The sequence below is a fragment of the Micromonospora sp. NBC_00617 genome (assembly GCF_045161355.1).
GTDB lineage: Bacteria > Actinomycetota > Actinomycetes > Mycobacteriales > Micromonosporaceae > Micromonospora.
The window spans coordinates 6,715,491-6,728,722 of sequence record NZ_CP107751.1 but is presented as its reverse complement, the minus strand read 5'-3'; the positions used below and the strand labels follow the sequence as shown (position 1 = coordinate 6,728,722).

General features: G+C 71.7%; 11 protein-coding genes. 4 read left to right on the top strand and 7 right to left on the bottom strand.

What is annotated here, in order from left to right:
- Positions 1-25 precede the first annotated feature (25 nt).
- The 3 genes from OG505_RS31285 to OG505_RS31275 form a co-directional block, all read right to left on the bottom strand.
- Positions 26-964: a CDP-alcohol phosphatidyltransferase family protein gene (locus tag OG505_RS31285; protein WP_405429548.1), complete on the bottom strand. Its 939-nt coding sequence runs from the start codon at positions 962-964 to the stop codon at positions 26-28.
- Positions 965-1,312: 348 nt separating this feature from the next.
- The gene (locus OG505_RS31280; protein ID WP_405429547.1) at positions 1,313-2,203 is read right to left on the bottom strand and encodes an NUDIX hydrolase; all 891 of its coding nucleotides are present in this window, start codon (positions 2,201-2,203) and stop codon (positions 1,313-1,315) included.
- 143 nt (positions 2,204-2,346) lie between these two features.
- Entirely contained in the window at positions 2,347-3,297 is a 951-nt protein-coding gene (locus OG505_RS31275) for an NUDIX domain-containing protein (RefSeq protein WP_357494390.1), read from the bottom strand.
- A gap of 144 nt (positions 3,298-3,441) precedes the next feature.
- On the opposite strand from OG505_RS31275, the gene OG505_RS31270 reads away from it, so the two are divergent.
- Entirely contained in the window at positions 3,442-3,798 is a 357-nt protein-coding gene (locus tag OG505_RS31270) for a PspC domain-containing protein (RefSeq protein ID WP_405429546.1), read from the top strand.
- A gap of 7 nt (positions 3,799-3,805) precedes the next feature.
- On the opposite strand, the gene guaA is transcribed toward OG505_RS31270, so the two are convergent.
- Both guaA and OG505_RS31260 read right to left on the bottom strand, forming a co-directional pair.
- On the bottom strand, positions 3,806-5,362 hold the full coding sequence (gene guaA, locus OG505_RS31265; RefSeq protein ID WP_405429545.1) for a glutamine-hydrolyzing GMP synthase: 1,557 nt from the start codon (positions 5,360-5,362) through the stop codon (positions 3,806-3,808).
- Between the two features lie 65 nt (positions 5,363-5,427).
- Positions 5,428-7,125, bottom strand: coding sequence for an FAD-dependent oxidoreductase (locus tag OG505_RS31260; RefSeq protein ID WP_405429544.1), 1,698 nt, complete (start codon positions 7,123-7,125; stop codon positions 5,428-5,430).
- Between the two features lie 144 nt (positions 7,126-7,269).
- Between OG505_RS31260 and OG505_RS31255 the strand changes: the two genes are divergently transcribed.
- Positions 7,270-8,394 carry an LCP family protein gene (locus OG505_RS31255; RefSeq protein WP_405429543.1) on the top strand — a complete coding sequence of 375 codons (1,125 nt, stop codon included), beginning with the start codon at positions 7,270-7,272 and terminating at the stop codon, positions 8,392-8,394.
- A 104-nt stretch (positions 8,395-8,498) separates the two neighbouring features.
- Here OG505_RS31255 and OG505_RS31250 read toward each other — a convergent pair whose 3' ends face one another.
- Both OG505_RS31250 and OG505_RS31245 read right to left on the bottom strand, forming a co-directional pair.
- Positions 8,499-9,959 (bottom strand): M1 family metallopeptidase, encoded by a 1,461-nt coding sequence (locus OG505_RS31250; RefSeq protein WP_405434827.1) that lies wholly within the window; start codon positions 9,957-9,959, stop codon positions 8,499-8,501.
- Between the two features lie 107 nt (positions 9,960-10,066).
- The gene (locus OG505_RS31245; protein WP_405429542.1) at positions 10,067-11,488 is read right to left on the bottom strand and encodes a M1 family metallopeptidase; all 1,422 of its coding nucleotides are present in this window, start codon (positions 11,486-11,488) and stop codon (positions 10,067-10,069) included.
- 392 nt (positions 11,489-11,880) lie between these two features.
- Here OG505_RS31245 and OG505_RS31240 point away from each other — a divergent pair, with 392 nt between their 5' ends.
- Positions 11,881-13,002 (top strand): sugar phosphate isomerase/epimerase family protein, encoded by a 1,122-nt coding sequence (locus OG505_RS31240; protein WP_405429541.1) that lies wholly within the window; start codon positions 11,881-11,883, stop codon positions 13,000-13,002.
- On the top strand, positions 12,999-13,187 hold the full coding sequence (locus OG505_RS31235; protein WP_405429540.1) for a hypothetical protein: 189 nt from the start codon (positions 12,999-13,001) through the stop codon (positions 13,185-13,187). The genes OG505_RS31240 and OG505_RS31235 overlap by 4 nt, the downstream gene beginning before the upstream one ends.
- Positions 13,188-13,232 lie beyond the last annotated feature (45 nt).

The following is a 13,232-nucleotide window of genomic DNA, read 5'->3' as shown; positions in this document are numbered from 1 at the left end:
GCGGCGCCCCTTTTCGTGTGTCGGATCAGGCGGTACGACGCTGGCGCAGCCAGAGCACCGGCCCGCTGACCAGGTAGCCCACCACGATCAGGGCGAACGTGAGCCGGATGTCGACGAGCGCGCCGACCACCGGGGCCAGCCAGAGCCACGGCGGCAGCTTCACCAGGCGCGCGAGCTTGGCGTACGGGAAGCTGGACACCATCGCGAAGGCGAGCAGTGCCACCCCGGCGACCAGCACCAGGCCGGGCACCGGCAGGCCGATCGCCACGGTCACGGCGAGCACGGCCGCGGCCATGGTGGTGGGGACACCGCAGAAGAAGCGGCCGTCCTTCGGCGAGACGTTGAAGCGGGCCAGCCGGATCGCCGCACACGCCGCGACCAGGGCGCAGGCCACCGCGGCCGCAGCCGTCGACACGGAGCCGGCGAGCGAGGCGTAGACCACCACCGGCGCGGCGAGGCCGAACGAGCACATGTCGGCCAGCGAGTCCATCTGAGCGCCGAACGGGCTGGCCACGCCGAGCCGGCGAGCCAACGCGCCGTCGAGGCCGTCGAAGCCGACGCAGGCGATCAGGCAGAGGGCGGCGATGCGCACCTCGCCCTGCATGGCGAGGAAGATGGCCAGCATGCCGAGCATGAGGCTGGCCAGGGTGCAGGCGTTGACCAGGCCGAACTTCATCCGGCGGGCGACGGTGCGCTCGCCGGGCAGCAGTGGGATCGACCGGGACGACGCCTCGTCGGCGTGCGCCATCGGCGGCAGCGCCGGGCTGACCGGCATGACCGCCTCGATCTCGGCCCGATTGACGCCGAGCGACGGGCGGCTGAGCCGGTCCAGGCCGTAACGGCGGCGCTGGCGGTCGGCGTACCGGTGCTCGGGCAGTGTCACGTCGGTGGTCCGCAGGTCGTCGTCACGGCGACCCACCCGGACCAGCAGCACCTGGCGGGCGAACGTGCTGCTGCGGCGCAACGGGCCCGCCCAGCGACGCCCTGCGGGGCGCGGACTGTCAGTCGTACGACGCCGGCGCCATGGGGCTCTCGGCACGTTTCCTCCATCACCGGATCGGCTTGCCGCCGTTTTGGGGCGGGTGTCCGGCTGTCTCGTGCCGGACCTTGCGTGGCCCGGCAGCCGCTTTGCGGAGTACACCATCGCATAGGGGAACGGGGCTTGGCGATAGCTGCCGGCGGTACTTATATCTAGTGCAAACCGCGCGAACCGCCTTGTTATTCCCATCCCGGGCTTGATCGCCCGTTTCCTCCACCATTCCCGTCTCCGACTGTACCGGAGGGTCCCCAGCTCGGCTCGCCGAGCCGGAGGCTATCGACCCAGCTGTCCGATTGCCGAGGCAGCGATGCCGGTCAGCGGCAGGTCAGCGGTCTCGGCGATGGTGAACCAGCCCGCCCGGGCGGTCGAGCCACCGGCCGACTCGGTCACCATCGCGTCGGTGGGTACGTCCACCAGGACCCGATAGATCACCCGGACGCCGTGCCAGTCCAGCGGACGGCCCTCCGGGCCGAGCGCGGCCGGGTTGTGCAGGTTGTCCACGCCGAGCAGTTCGACCACCCGGCCCACCTGACCGCCCTCCTCGACCAGCTCACGGAGCAGCCCGATGGTCGGCTGCTCGCCGTGATCGGTGCCACCGCCGGGCAGGTGCCACTTGCCGGCCCCGGGATAGCCGTCCGCGATCTGGGTGAGCAGGATCCGCCCGGCCGGGTCGGTGACCAGCCCGTACGCCCCGAAGCGCAGCCGGCGATCCGGGTGCAGCGGCGGGAGCGGCTCGGCGGACGGGTGCGCGTCGGCAGGGAGCGGGGTGACCGGCAGTCCGAGCAGTTCGGCGCTGAACGGCGTCAGCGGCAGCTCCACCGCGTCCTCGGGGCTGACCCAGCGAGCCTCGGTCGTGCCGTCTCCGGTGTCGCCCGGCGCGTCGCCGTTCACGGTCATCTCGAACAGCAACCGGTCGGTGTGCAGCGAGACGCCGTCCTGCGCGAGGGGGCTGACGTCCGCGACCACGGCCCGCAACCGGCCCACCGACACGGTCCGCCCGGTCTGCTCGCTCACCGTGCGCACGACCGCACGCTCGGGATGCTCGGCGTGCGCGACCGATCCCCCAGGCAGCGACCAGAGGGCACCCACCGGCTCCCGAACAACCAGAATCCGCCCCGATGCCGACAACAGACCGTAAACAGCAACCCGCCGCACCAGCTCCACAACCAGCCCCCTGCTCCCCCGCACCCGCCCCCAAGCCGGTGATCATGAAGTTATCGCCGTTCATCTCGGCGTGTCCCGACAATAACTTCATGATCGCCGCAAGGAGGGCACCCGGGGGTGGGGGTTGGGGGGTGGGGCGGGGGTTAGGTTAGTTGGGCTGCTTGGACTGCTTCTGCCGTTACCTCGGTCAGGCGGTCGGTTCCGAGGGCACCCAGCTCCTCGCGGGCGAACCAACGGGCCTCGCAGGTGGAGCCACCGACGTCGGTGATCGTCGGCGCGTTGGGCTCGTCGACCACGACCCGATAGAAGGCGCGTACGCCGTGCCAGTCGATCGGGTAGCCCTCCGGGCCGAGCGAGGCGGCGTCGCGGTGGCTCGCCACACCCAGCAGCTCGACGAGGCGGCCGGCCTGGCCGGTCTCCTCCACCAACTCTCGGATGAGCGCCGCGCCGGGCTGCTCGCCGTAGTCGGTGCCGCCGCCGGGCAGGTGCCAGCAGCCGGCGCCCGGGTAGCCGTCGGAGATCCGGGTGAGCAGCACCCGACCGGCCGGGTCGGTGCACACGGCGTACGCGGCGAAGCGCTGCGCCCGGTGCAGCCCATCCGGGCCGGGCACCGCGTAGAAGGAGGGGAACTCGGGCACCTCGTCGGGCACCACGTCGGCCGAGGAGGCGGGCAGGCCGAGGGCGCGAGCCGTGAACGACCGCAGCGGCAACTCGCGGGCCTCGTCGAGCGTGTACCACCGGGCCAGGTCGGTGGGGCGTTCGCCGACCCGGTCGGCGAGGGTGCCGCCACGCACCGCCACCCGGTAGATCAGCCGGTCGGTGTGGATGGTGATGCCGCGCTCGGGCAGCGCCCGCATGTCGGCGAGCACGTCGGCCAGGCCCGAGACGGCGACCGAGAGGCCCGTCTCGGCGGCGGTCTCGCGGACGACGGTGTGGTTCGGGTCTTCACCGTGGTCGACCGCCCCGCCCGGCAGCGACCAGGTGCCGGGGGTGCCGGAGCGCTCCGATGCGCGGACCAGCAACACTCGGCCGTCTGAATCAGCACAAACTGCGTATGCCGCGATCCTGCGAAGCGGCTCCAGCAAGGTGGTCACGGGACCAAATTCTCCCCGGGCCGGGTTGCCGGGACGGAAAAGAGTCGGATTCCTGACTCTTCGCTACCCGCTCAGGGATCGGTCAGGGTAAGGATCCGGGCGGTCACCGAGGGCGGGTCGGGCACCGGCGCGGACCGTGGAGACATGACACCCACCGCCGCTCCGCACGCCCCGTACAAGCAGCTCCGGCGACCCACCACCGACCGCATGGTGGCGGGGGTCGCCAGCGGCCTCGGCCGCTACTTCGACGTCGACCCCACCCTGGTCCGGGTGATCTTCGCGGTCACCGGCCTGCTCACCGGCGGGCTGGCACTGTTCGCGTACCCGATCATGTGGTTCCTGATGCCCGAGGAGCCCACCGGCGCGCCGGCCTGGCCGCACCCGGCGGGCGCCGCGCCGCAGCCCACCGCCGGGCCCGCGCCCGGCGGACCGCAGCAGGGGTACGCCCCGACGCCGCCCTACCCGCCGACGACCCCGCCCCACACGCCGCCCGCCGCGTGAGCCCCGGTCACTCCCACTCGATGGTGCCCGGCGGCTTGCTGGTGACGTCCAGGACCACCCGGTTGACCTCGGCGACCTCGTTGGTGATCCGGGTGGAGATCCGGGCCACCACGTCGTAGGGCAGCCGGGACCAGTCGGCGGTCATCGCGTCCTCGCTGGAGACCGGGCGCAGCACCACGGGATGCCCGTAGCTGCGCCCGTCTCCCTGCACGCCGACGCTGCGCACCTCGGCGAGCAGCACCACCGGGAACTGCCAGACGCCCCGGTCCAGACCGGCCGCGGTCAGCTCCTCGCGGGCGATCAGATCGGCGCGGCGCAGCAGGTCGAGGCGCTCGCGGTCGACGGCGCCGATGATCCGGATGGCCAGGCCGGGGCCGGGGAACGGGTGCCGCCAGACCATCGCCTCGGGCAGACCGAGTTGGAGGCCGAGCGCCCGGACCTCGTCCTTGAACAGGGTGCGCAGCGGCTCGACCAGGGCGAACTTCAGATCCTCCGGCAGGCCGCCGACGTTGTGGTGACTCTTGATGTTGGCGGTGCCGGTGCCGCCACCGGACTCCACCACGTCCGGGTAGAGGGTGCCCTGGACCAGGAACTCCACGTCGCCGTGCGAGGCGATCTCGCGGGCGGCGGCTTCGAAGACCCGGATGAACTCCCGACCAATGATTTTGCGCTTCTGCTCCGGATCGGTCACTCCGGCCAGCGCGCCGAGGAACCGGTCGGCGGCGTCGACGACCTTCAGCTTGATGCCGGTGGCCGCCACGTAGTCCTTCTCGACCTGCTCGGCCTCACCCGCGCGCAGCAGCCCGTGGTCGACGAACACGCAGGTGAGCTGGTCACCGACCGCCCGGTGCACCAGCGCGGCGGCGACCGCCGAGTCCACCCCGCCGGAGAGGCCGCAGATGACCTCCTTGTCACCGACCTGGGCGCGGATCCGGGCGACCTGCTCGTCGATGATGTTCTCGGGCGTCCAGGTCGGCTCGATGCCGGCGATGTCGTACAGGAAGCGCTGGAGCATCTCCTGGCCGTGCGCCGTGTGCCCGACCTCCGGGTGGAACTGCACGCCGGCCCGACGCCCGGCCACGTCCTCGAAGGCCGCCACCGGCGCGCCCGCCGACTCGGCGGTGACCGTGAAGCCCTCGGGGGCCTCGGTGACGCAGTCGCCGTGGCTCATCCAGACCGGCAGGTCCGCCGGCAGGTCGCGCAGCAGCACACCCGGCTCAAGGAGGCGGGGGCGCAGCGGCGTGCCGCCGTACTCGCGGTTGCCCGTCCGCGCGACGGTGCCGCCGAGCGCCTGGGCCATCGCCTGGAAGCCGTAGCAGATGCCGAAGACCGGCACGTCGGCCGTGAACACACCGGCGTCGATCTGCGGGGCGTCCGGCGCGTACACGCTGGCCGGACCGCCAGAGAGGATGATCGCGGCCGGGTTCTTCGCCAGCATCTCGGCGACCGGCATCGAGTGCGGCACGATCTCGGAGTAGACCTTCGCCTCGCGGACCCGGCGCGCGATGAGCTGGGCGTACTGGGCTCCGAAGTCCACCACGAGGACAGGGCGAGGCAGGCTCATGTGCACAAAGCCTACCGACAGTCACGGCCGCCCCCGGCACCGGCTCGCCCGCCGCCCCGCCGGGGTCAGGGGCGTAGCGCGGCCGGGGCGTCCGCCGGCACCGCCGGCTGTCGGGGCGGCACCGCGTCGAGTCGCCGGTACGGATCCCCGAGCGCCGGGCGGGGGTCCTCCTCGCCCCTGTTCGGCCAGAAGGACATCGCCCGTTCCGCCTGTGCGGTGATCGTCAACGACGGGTTCACGCCCAGGTTCGCCGACACGGCCGCGCCGTCCACCACGTGCAGCCCCGGATGGCCGTACACCCGGTGCCAGGGGTCGATCACCCCGTCGGCTTCGGTGGCGCCGATCACCGCCCCGCCCAGGATGTGCGCGGTGATCGGGATGTCGAACGGCTCGGTGAGCGAGCCGCCGGGCGTACCGCCGATCTCCTCGGCGAGCAACCGGGTGGCGGTGTTGCCGGCCGGGATCCAGGTCGGGCTCGGCGTGCCGTGGCCGGGCCCGGTGACCAGCCGACGACCGAACACGCCGCGCCGCCAGCGGGTGGTCAGCGAGTTGTCCACCGACTGCATCACCAGGGCGATCACCGTCCGCTCCGACCAGCCGCGCACGGACAGCATCCGGGCTGCCAGCCCCGGCTGCCGGACGATGCTGCCCAGCCAGCGCCGAACGCGGTGCGGGCCGCCGTCGACCAGCAGCGACTGGAGCAGCCCCATGGCGTTGGAGCCCCGCCCATAGCGGACCGGTTCGATGTGGGTCTGCGGATCGGGGTGGAACGAGCTGGTGATCGCCACCCCCTCGGTGAAGTCCAGCCGCTCGGACCGAGCCCGCCGGCGGTCCACCGAGGCGCCCAGGATCGCCTCCGAGTTGGTCCGGGTCAGCTCGCCGAGGCGGGGTGAGAGCAGCGGCAGGGCGCCGTCGGTCTTCATGCCGTGCAGCAGCCGTTGGGTGCCGAGCGCCCCGGCGGCGAACACCACCTGGTCGGCGTGGATCACCTGCCGCCGTCGGCGCAGCCAGGCGCCGGTGCGCTCGGTGTGCACCTCGTGCCCGCCGTCGGCGGCCGGTCGGACGGCCGTCACCGTGGTCAGCGGGTGCACGGTGGCGCCCAGCCGCTCGGCGAGCCACAGGTAGTTCTTGACCAACGTGTTCTTGGCCCCGTGCCGGCAGCCGGTCATGCACGAGCCGCAGTGCAGGCAGCCGGTGCGCTCCGGGCCGACGCCACCGAAGTACGGGTCGGCGACGCGCTGGCCGGGGCGGCCGATGTGCACGCCGACGGGGGTGGCGTGGAAGGTGTGGCCCACCCCCATCCGGTCGGCCACCGCCCGCATGGCGCGGTCCGCGCCGGTGTCCATCGGGTACGTCGTGACGCCGAGCATCCGCTTCGCCTGGTCGAAGTGGCGGGCCAGCTCGTCGCGCCAGTCGGTGATGTCGCGCCACTGCGGATCGGTGTAGAACGCCGGCAGCGGCTCGTAGAGGGTGTTCGCGTAGACCAGCGAACCGCCGCCCACTCCCGCGCCGGAGAGCACGAGCACGCCGCCGCCGGACCGCCGCTCGGCGGGGCGGAGCAGGGTGAGCCGCTGGATGCCGTAGCAGCCCAGCTTCGGCGCCCACAGAAACCGGCGGGCCCGCCAGGACGTCTGCGGGAACTCGTCGTCGGCGAAGCGGCGGCCGGCCTCCAGGACGCCTACCGAGTAACCCTTCTCGGCCAGGCGGAGCGCCGTGACGCTGCCGCCGAAGCCGGACCCGATGACGACCACGTCGTACCGCATGGACGCATCATTACCCGTCAGTAGCGCTCGCGCCAGCGGCAGTTTTCGCGCGATCATGCACCGGCCGACCGACCCGGCGTCTCCCGGCCGCAACCCGGAGCACCCGTCGGAGCGTTGTGCCGGATACGGGTGGAAGGAAACAAGATGAACCTGGGGTCGATGGAGCCGCGCCGGCGGTGGCTGGTGCTCGGGCTGGCCGCCCTTGCCGTCGTCGCGCTGATCGCCGGCAGCGCCGTGGTGATCACCCGGCTGACCGGCGGCGACTCGCCCGCCGGCACCCCGGTGGCCGGCTCGCCGAGCCCGTCGCCGGTCGGCACGCCCCCGTCCACGCCCAGCCCGAGTGGCCCGCCTCCGGGCGCGAACATCACCGGCCCGCTGACGCTGCTGCTCGTCGGGGTGGACACCCGGGTCAGCGTGCCCGGCTGGGAGCCGCACTCCGACGCCGTGCTGGTGCTGCACGTGCCGAAGGGGCTGGGCCGGGCGTACCTCTTCTCGCTCCCCCGCGACCTGCTGGTGGACATTCCGGCGTTTCCGAAGGCCGGTTACAAGGGTGGCAGGACCAAGCTCACCCACTCGATGAGCTTCGGCAGCCGGGTGCCGGGCAAGCCCAAACAGCCGAGCACCGCCCAGGGGTACGAGCTGCTGCGCAGCACGGTGAGCGGATACACCGGCCTGCGGATCGACGCCGGGGCGGTGCTCACCTTCTCCGGGTTCGACCGGCTGGTGAACGCCCTCGGCGGGGTGGACATCTACGTCGACCAGCGGGTCGCCTCGCTGCACCGCAAGCCGGACGGCAAGTACCGGGACAGCGCCCCCGGCGGGTACACCGGGCCGCAGCAGGTCTACGAGAAGGGCGAGCGGCACCTCAACGGGTGGCAGGCGCTGGACTACGCCCGGCAGCGCTACATCACCGGCGGCGACTACGCCCGCCAGCGCCACCAGCAGCAGCTCGTCCGAGCGCTGACCCGCAAGATCCTCGATGAGGGCCTGGCCCGGCAGCCGGAGCGCGTCGACCAGGTGGTCGCCGCGCTGGGCGACACCCTGATCTACGTGGGCGGCAATCGGATCGTCGACCTGGCGTACGCGCTCAGCGGGGTGCCGGAGAACAAGTTCGTGCTGGTCGGCCTGCCCGGTTCGGGTGTCGGCAAGGGCAGCGCCTACCGGGGCGAACAACTCACCAGTGCGGGCCGGACGTTCATCACCGAACTCCGGGCCGGCCGCGCGGACGCGTACCTCGCGGCCCACCCCAAGCTGGTCGTCAAGACCTGACCCCGCCCGCCCCAGCCCCCCGATCTTGCACTTTCGGTCGACGATTGCGCCGCACTCACCCCTTTTGCCGGGGCAGAAAGTGCAAGATCGCGGGGAGTGGGGGGTCAGAGCTTCTTGGGTGGGGCGGGCTTTTTGGTGCCGTTGAGCCACGCCTCGAAGAGCGCGTCGAGCTGCTTGCCGGAGACCCGCTCGGCGAGGGCCACGAACTCGGCGGTGGTGGCGGTCCCGTTGCGCTTCTCCGCCGCCCAGGTCTTGACGATCTGGAAGAACGCCTTGTCGCCGACGGCCACCCGCAGCGCGTGCAGGGTCATCCCGCCACGCTGGTAGACCGACTCGCTGAACAGGTCCTTCATCCCCGGCTTGCCCGGCGGGGTCTTCCACACCGCGGCCGGCACCCGCGCGTAGCGGATGTCGAACGCCTGCTTCGCGGTGTACTGCTTGGTGTGCTCGGCCCACAGCCACTCCGCGTACGTCGCGAAGCCCTCGTTGAGCCAGATGTCCTCCCACTTGGCCAGCGCCACGCTGTCGCCGAACCACTGGTGGGCCAGCTCGTGGGCGACCACCTCGGTGTTCTCGCCACGCCGGAAGAAGCCGGCGGAGTAGACCGGGCGGCTCTGCGTCTCCAGCGCGTACCCGATGCGGCTGTCCGAGACGACCACGCCGCCGTACGCGTCGAACGGATACGGCCCGAAGACGGTCTCCAGGTAGTCGGCCACCTTGACGGTCTGCGCGATCGACGCGTCCGACGCGCCCTTGGCCACCTTCGTGGTGACGGCGCTGTAGACCGGCTTTCCCTTGTGCTGGCCGGTGGTGATCCGGAACTTGCCGATCACCACGGTGCTCAGGTAGCTGGCCATCGGCGACTTCTCCGACCACTTCCAGGTGGTCCAGCCGTCCTTGGTGGTGTTGCCGCCCGGCACGCCGTTGCTGACGGCGGTCACGCCCTGCGGGACGGTGATCTCGAAGTCGTACGCGGCCTTGTCGGACGGGTGGTCGTTGACCGGGAACCAGGTGCTCGCCGACTCCGGCTGGCCCAGCGCGATCGCGCCGTCGGCGGTGTGCAGGAACCCACCCTCGCCGAGCACCTCGTTCTTCAGCGGCTTCGGCACGCCCTCGTACACGATCTCCGCGACGAACCCGTTGCCCGTGATCAGGCCGGCCGCCGGCTTGATGACCAGCTCGTTCTTGTCCCGGCTGTGGGTGGCCGGTGCGCCGTCCACGGTGACCGTCTTGACGGTCAGACCGGCCAGGTCGAGGTTGAACGTCGACAGGTCCGCCGTCGCCGTGGCCTGCACGGTCGCCGTACCGCTCAACTGGTCCTTCGCCGGGTCGTAGCGCACCTTCACGGTGTACTTGCCGACGTCGTACCCGCCGTTGCCGTAGGTCGGGAAGTACGCGTCGCCGACGCCGGCCGCCCCGGCGGTGAAGGCCCGCGACGGCGTCGGGGACGCGCTCGGCGTCGGGGCCGCGGCCTCCTTCGTGGACGAGTCGCATCCGGACAGCACGAGCGCCCCGGTCACCAGCAGACCGGCACCCACCCGCAGCCTGCGCCGCGTTCCCCGCATCACGAACCCTCCCCGTACGCCCGGTGCGGGGGGCCTCGCCACCCCGCGCGACCGGCGCTCCTGCCCAATCGCAGGCGGCAGCCTATCGACAGATGATCACGGGGCCGTCACGGCAGGGTCGGTGCCGCTCCGCCCACCAGCCACGCGTCGAAGAGCGGCCGTAGCTGCCGGTCGGCCACCCGCTCGGCCAGCGCCACGAAGTCCGAGGTGGTGGCGGTGCCGGACGCCCGCTCGGTGGTCCAGGTGCGCAGGATGCGGAAGAAGGTGTCGTCACCGACCGTCCGGCGCAGCGCGTGCACGGCGAGCGCGCCGCGCTTGTAGACGGCGGTGCCGAACATCCGCTCCCGTCCCGGCTCGACCGACGGCTGGGACCAGTCGGTCGACGCGTACTGCAACTCGAAGTTGCGCTGCGCGGTCCGGCCGCCGTCGTGCTCCTCCCACAGCCACTCGGCATAGCTGGCGAAGCCCTCGTTGAGCCAGATGTCACTCCACCGGCGCAGGGACACGCTGTCACCGAACCACTGGTGGGCCAGCTCGTGTGCCACCACGTCGGGATTGGGATGGTCGTCGGTGAAGAAGGCGGGCCCGTAGACCGGCCGGGACTGGGTCTCCAACGCGTACCCGACCCGGTCGTCGGCGACCACGATCCCGCCGTACGAGTCGAACGGGTACGGGCCGAAGCGGCTGGCCAGGAAGTCCACGATCTCGCCGGTGCGGGCCAGTGAGCCGGCAGCCCCACCGTTCGCCGGCAGGCTCGCCGCTACCGCGGTGACCAGCGGTCGTCCGGCGTGCTCGCCAGTGACCACCCGATAGTTTCCGATCACGAGGGTGCTCAGGTAGCTCGCCATCGGGGTGCGCTCCGACCAGCGCCAGGTGGTCCACCCGTCGGCGCTGCTCTTCGGCCCGGGCACCCCGTTGCTGAGCGCGGACAGTCCGTCCGGGACGGTCACCGCGATGTCGTAGCTGGCCTTGTCCGACGGGTGGTCGTTGACCGGGAACCAGGTGGCCGCGGAGTCGGGCTGCCCGAGAGCGATCGCCCCGTCGTCGGTGTGCAGGAAGCCGCCGCTGCCCAGCTCACCGTCGGTCACGGCGGTGGGCACCCCCGCGTAGTCGACCGCCACGGTGAAGGTCCGGCCGCGCGGAAGCCGGTCGCGCGGGGTCACCACCAGCTCGCCGTCGTCGCGGCGGTGCTCGGCGCGCTCGTCGGCGACGGTGACCGCGCCGACGTTCAGGCCGACCAGGTCCAGGTTGAAGCGGGACAGATCCTGGGTGGCCGTCGCCGTGATGGTCGCCCGACCGGTGAGCCGGTCGGTCTTCGGGTCGTAGCGGACGTCCAGCCCGTAGTGCGTGACGTCGTAGCCGCCGTTGCCATGGCCCGGCACGTACGGGTCGCCGACGTCCGCGGCGCCGGGTCGGAACCCGTCGTTGTCGTCGCCCGTGCAGCCGGCGGCGGTCAGCGTGACGGCGCAGGCCAGCGCGGTGCAGGCGGCCAGCCGACGGCGGAACGGTGTCCGTCCGGTCCGGACCATGCACGACTCCTTCGTCCCTCGGTCACGACGAGCGTAGCCAGCGTCACCGGACCCGACGCCCATATTGACGATCATCGGTTACTTTCGCTGAAACAAACAAAAGTTCGTGCTGATCGACGCTTTCTTTTGGCTTTGGCCGAGGTTAGTGTCTCCCTCCAAGATGTAACGCGCTTGGAACGTTCAAGCTAATCGTGTCCATGGACGGGACCGGCGTCCCACACCACCACGCCGCGGCGACGGCGTGGAACTGCCCCTTCGACTCGCGGTACCCGGGCACGCCCTTGGCCTCACCGGGGACGCGGATCGGGCGCTCGGCGGCGCCCGCGACCTGACCCTCGTCGCACCTCTGCTGATCGTCGTCGACGGCCACCACCGTCGCGAAAGGTGGAACAATGCCAGATCACACCGCACCCAACGTCCCCTCTGCCGGCCGGCTCAGCCGCCGCTCCCTGCTCGCCGCGTCGGCCGGAGCCGCCGCCGCGCTCGGCGCCGCCGGCCTGCCGGTCCTCGCCACCGGCACCCCCGCGCTCGCTGACCCCAAGGACAAGGGCAAGAGCAAGCTGCGGGTCGAACCGCTGATCCCGTCGAAGAACCGCGGCATCATCCTCTACAGCGTCCGGGACCGGATCACCGCCGCCCCCGACGACAGCGGCGTGCCGTACGGCTTCGAGCGCGTCCTCGCCCGGCTCGCCGAGATCGGGTACAAGGAGATCGAGTTCGCCGGCTACACCCAGAGCACCGAGATCCTGGGCCGGCAGATCACCCCCCGCGAGATCCGCAAGATCCTCGACGACAACGGCCTGGTCGCCAACGGCACGCACGCCTCGATCCAGGCGGCCACGTTCCAACAGCAACTGGACATCGCCGAGGAACTCGGCATGAAGAACATCGGCACCGGAAGCGACCCGACCAACAGCGCGTACAAGGCCGACTGGGACGCCGCCGCCGACACCTGGAACGAGTTGGGCCGGCAGGCCCGCGCCCGGGGCCTGCGGCTCTACACGCACAACCACGACGTCGCGTACAGCTTCCTGCTCGACTCCGGGCCCCTCGACGCGCAGGGCCGCCCCACCCGCTCGTCGGGCATCCGGCGGCTGGAGTACTTCTTCGGCAAGACCGACCCCCGGTACGTCTTCTTCGAGTTCGACATCTACTGGGGCTACGTGGCCCGCTACAAGCACCAGAAGTACGTCGACCCGGCCGGACGCGAGCAGACCGACCTGTTCGATCCGATCCTCAACGTGGCCGACCGGACCACCCGGTTCCCGCTCTTCCATGCCAAGGACGGCGACCGGGACACCAGCGTGCCCAACGGCCACCAGATGACCCCACTCGGCGAGGGCGACATCAACTTTCAGCAGTTCTTCCAGACCATCGGCGAGCCGGACTTCCACCACGCCAACTGGGAGATGGACACCGCCCCCGGCGGCACCGCCAACCGGGCCCAGTCGCTGGACTTCGCGGCGACCAGCTACCGCAACATGTCGGACCTGACCATCTACCTCAAGAAGTGACCTCCGGCGCGGCCAGCGTCCGTCCGACGTCGGCCGCGCCCCACCCCGCCGGCCGGTCCAGCACCGCGGTGCCGGTGAACCAGCCGGCCGGAGCGCACCGGCTCTACCTGGTCTACCGCGCCGTACCCGGCGGCCCGACCAGCGGTTTGAGCAACCTGAACTGGGTGGAGTTCACCGAGGGCTGACACTCCCGGTACGACGAAGGCCGGCCCCGCACCATGCGGGGCCGG

Excerpts from the sequence above, each read along its gene's own strand:
- OG505_RS31270 (WP_405429546.1), top strand. The coding sequence starts at position 3,442 with ATGACACCCACCGCCGCTCCGCACGCCCCGTACAAGCAGCTCCGGCGA.
- guaA (WP_405429545.1), bottom strand. The coding sequence starts at position 5,362 with ATGAGCCTGCCTCGCCCTGTCCTCGTGGTGGACTTCGGAGCCCAGTAC.
- OG505_RS31260 (WP_405429544.1), bottom strand. The coding sequence starts at position 7,125 with ATGCGGTACGACGTGGTCGTCATCGGGTCCGGCTTCGGCGGCAGCGTC.
- OG505_RS31255 (WP_405429543.1), top strand. The coding sequence starts at position 7,270 with ATGAACCTGGGGTCGATGGAGCCGCGCCGGCGGTGGCTGGTGCTCGGG.
- OG505_RS31250 (WP_405434827.1), bottom strand. The coding sequence starts at position 9,959 with ATGCGGGGAACGCGGCGCAGGCTGCGGGTGGGTGCCGGTCTGCTGGTG.
- OG505_RS31245 (WP_405429542.1), bottom strand. The coding sequence starts at position 11,488 with ATGGTCCGGACCGGACGGACACCGTTCCGCCGTCGGCTGGCCGCCTGC.
- OG505_RS31240 (WP_405429541.1), top strand. The coding sequence starts at position 11,881 with ATGCCAGATCACACCGCACCCAACGTCCCCTCTGCCGGCCGGCTCAGC.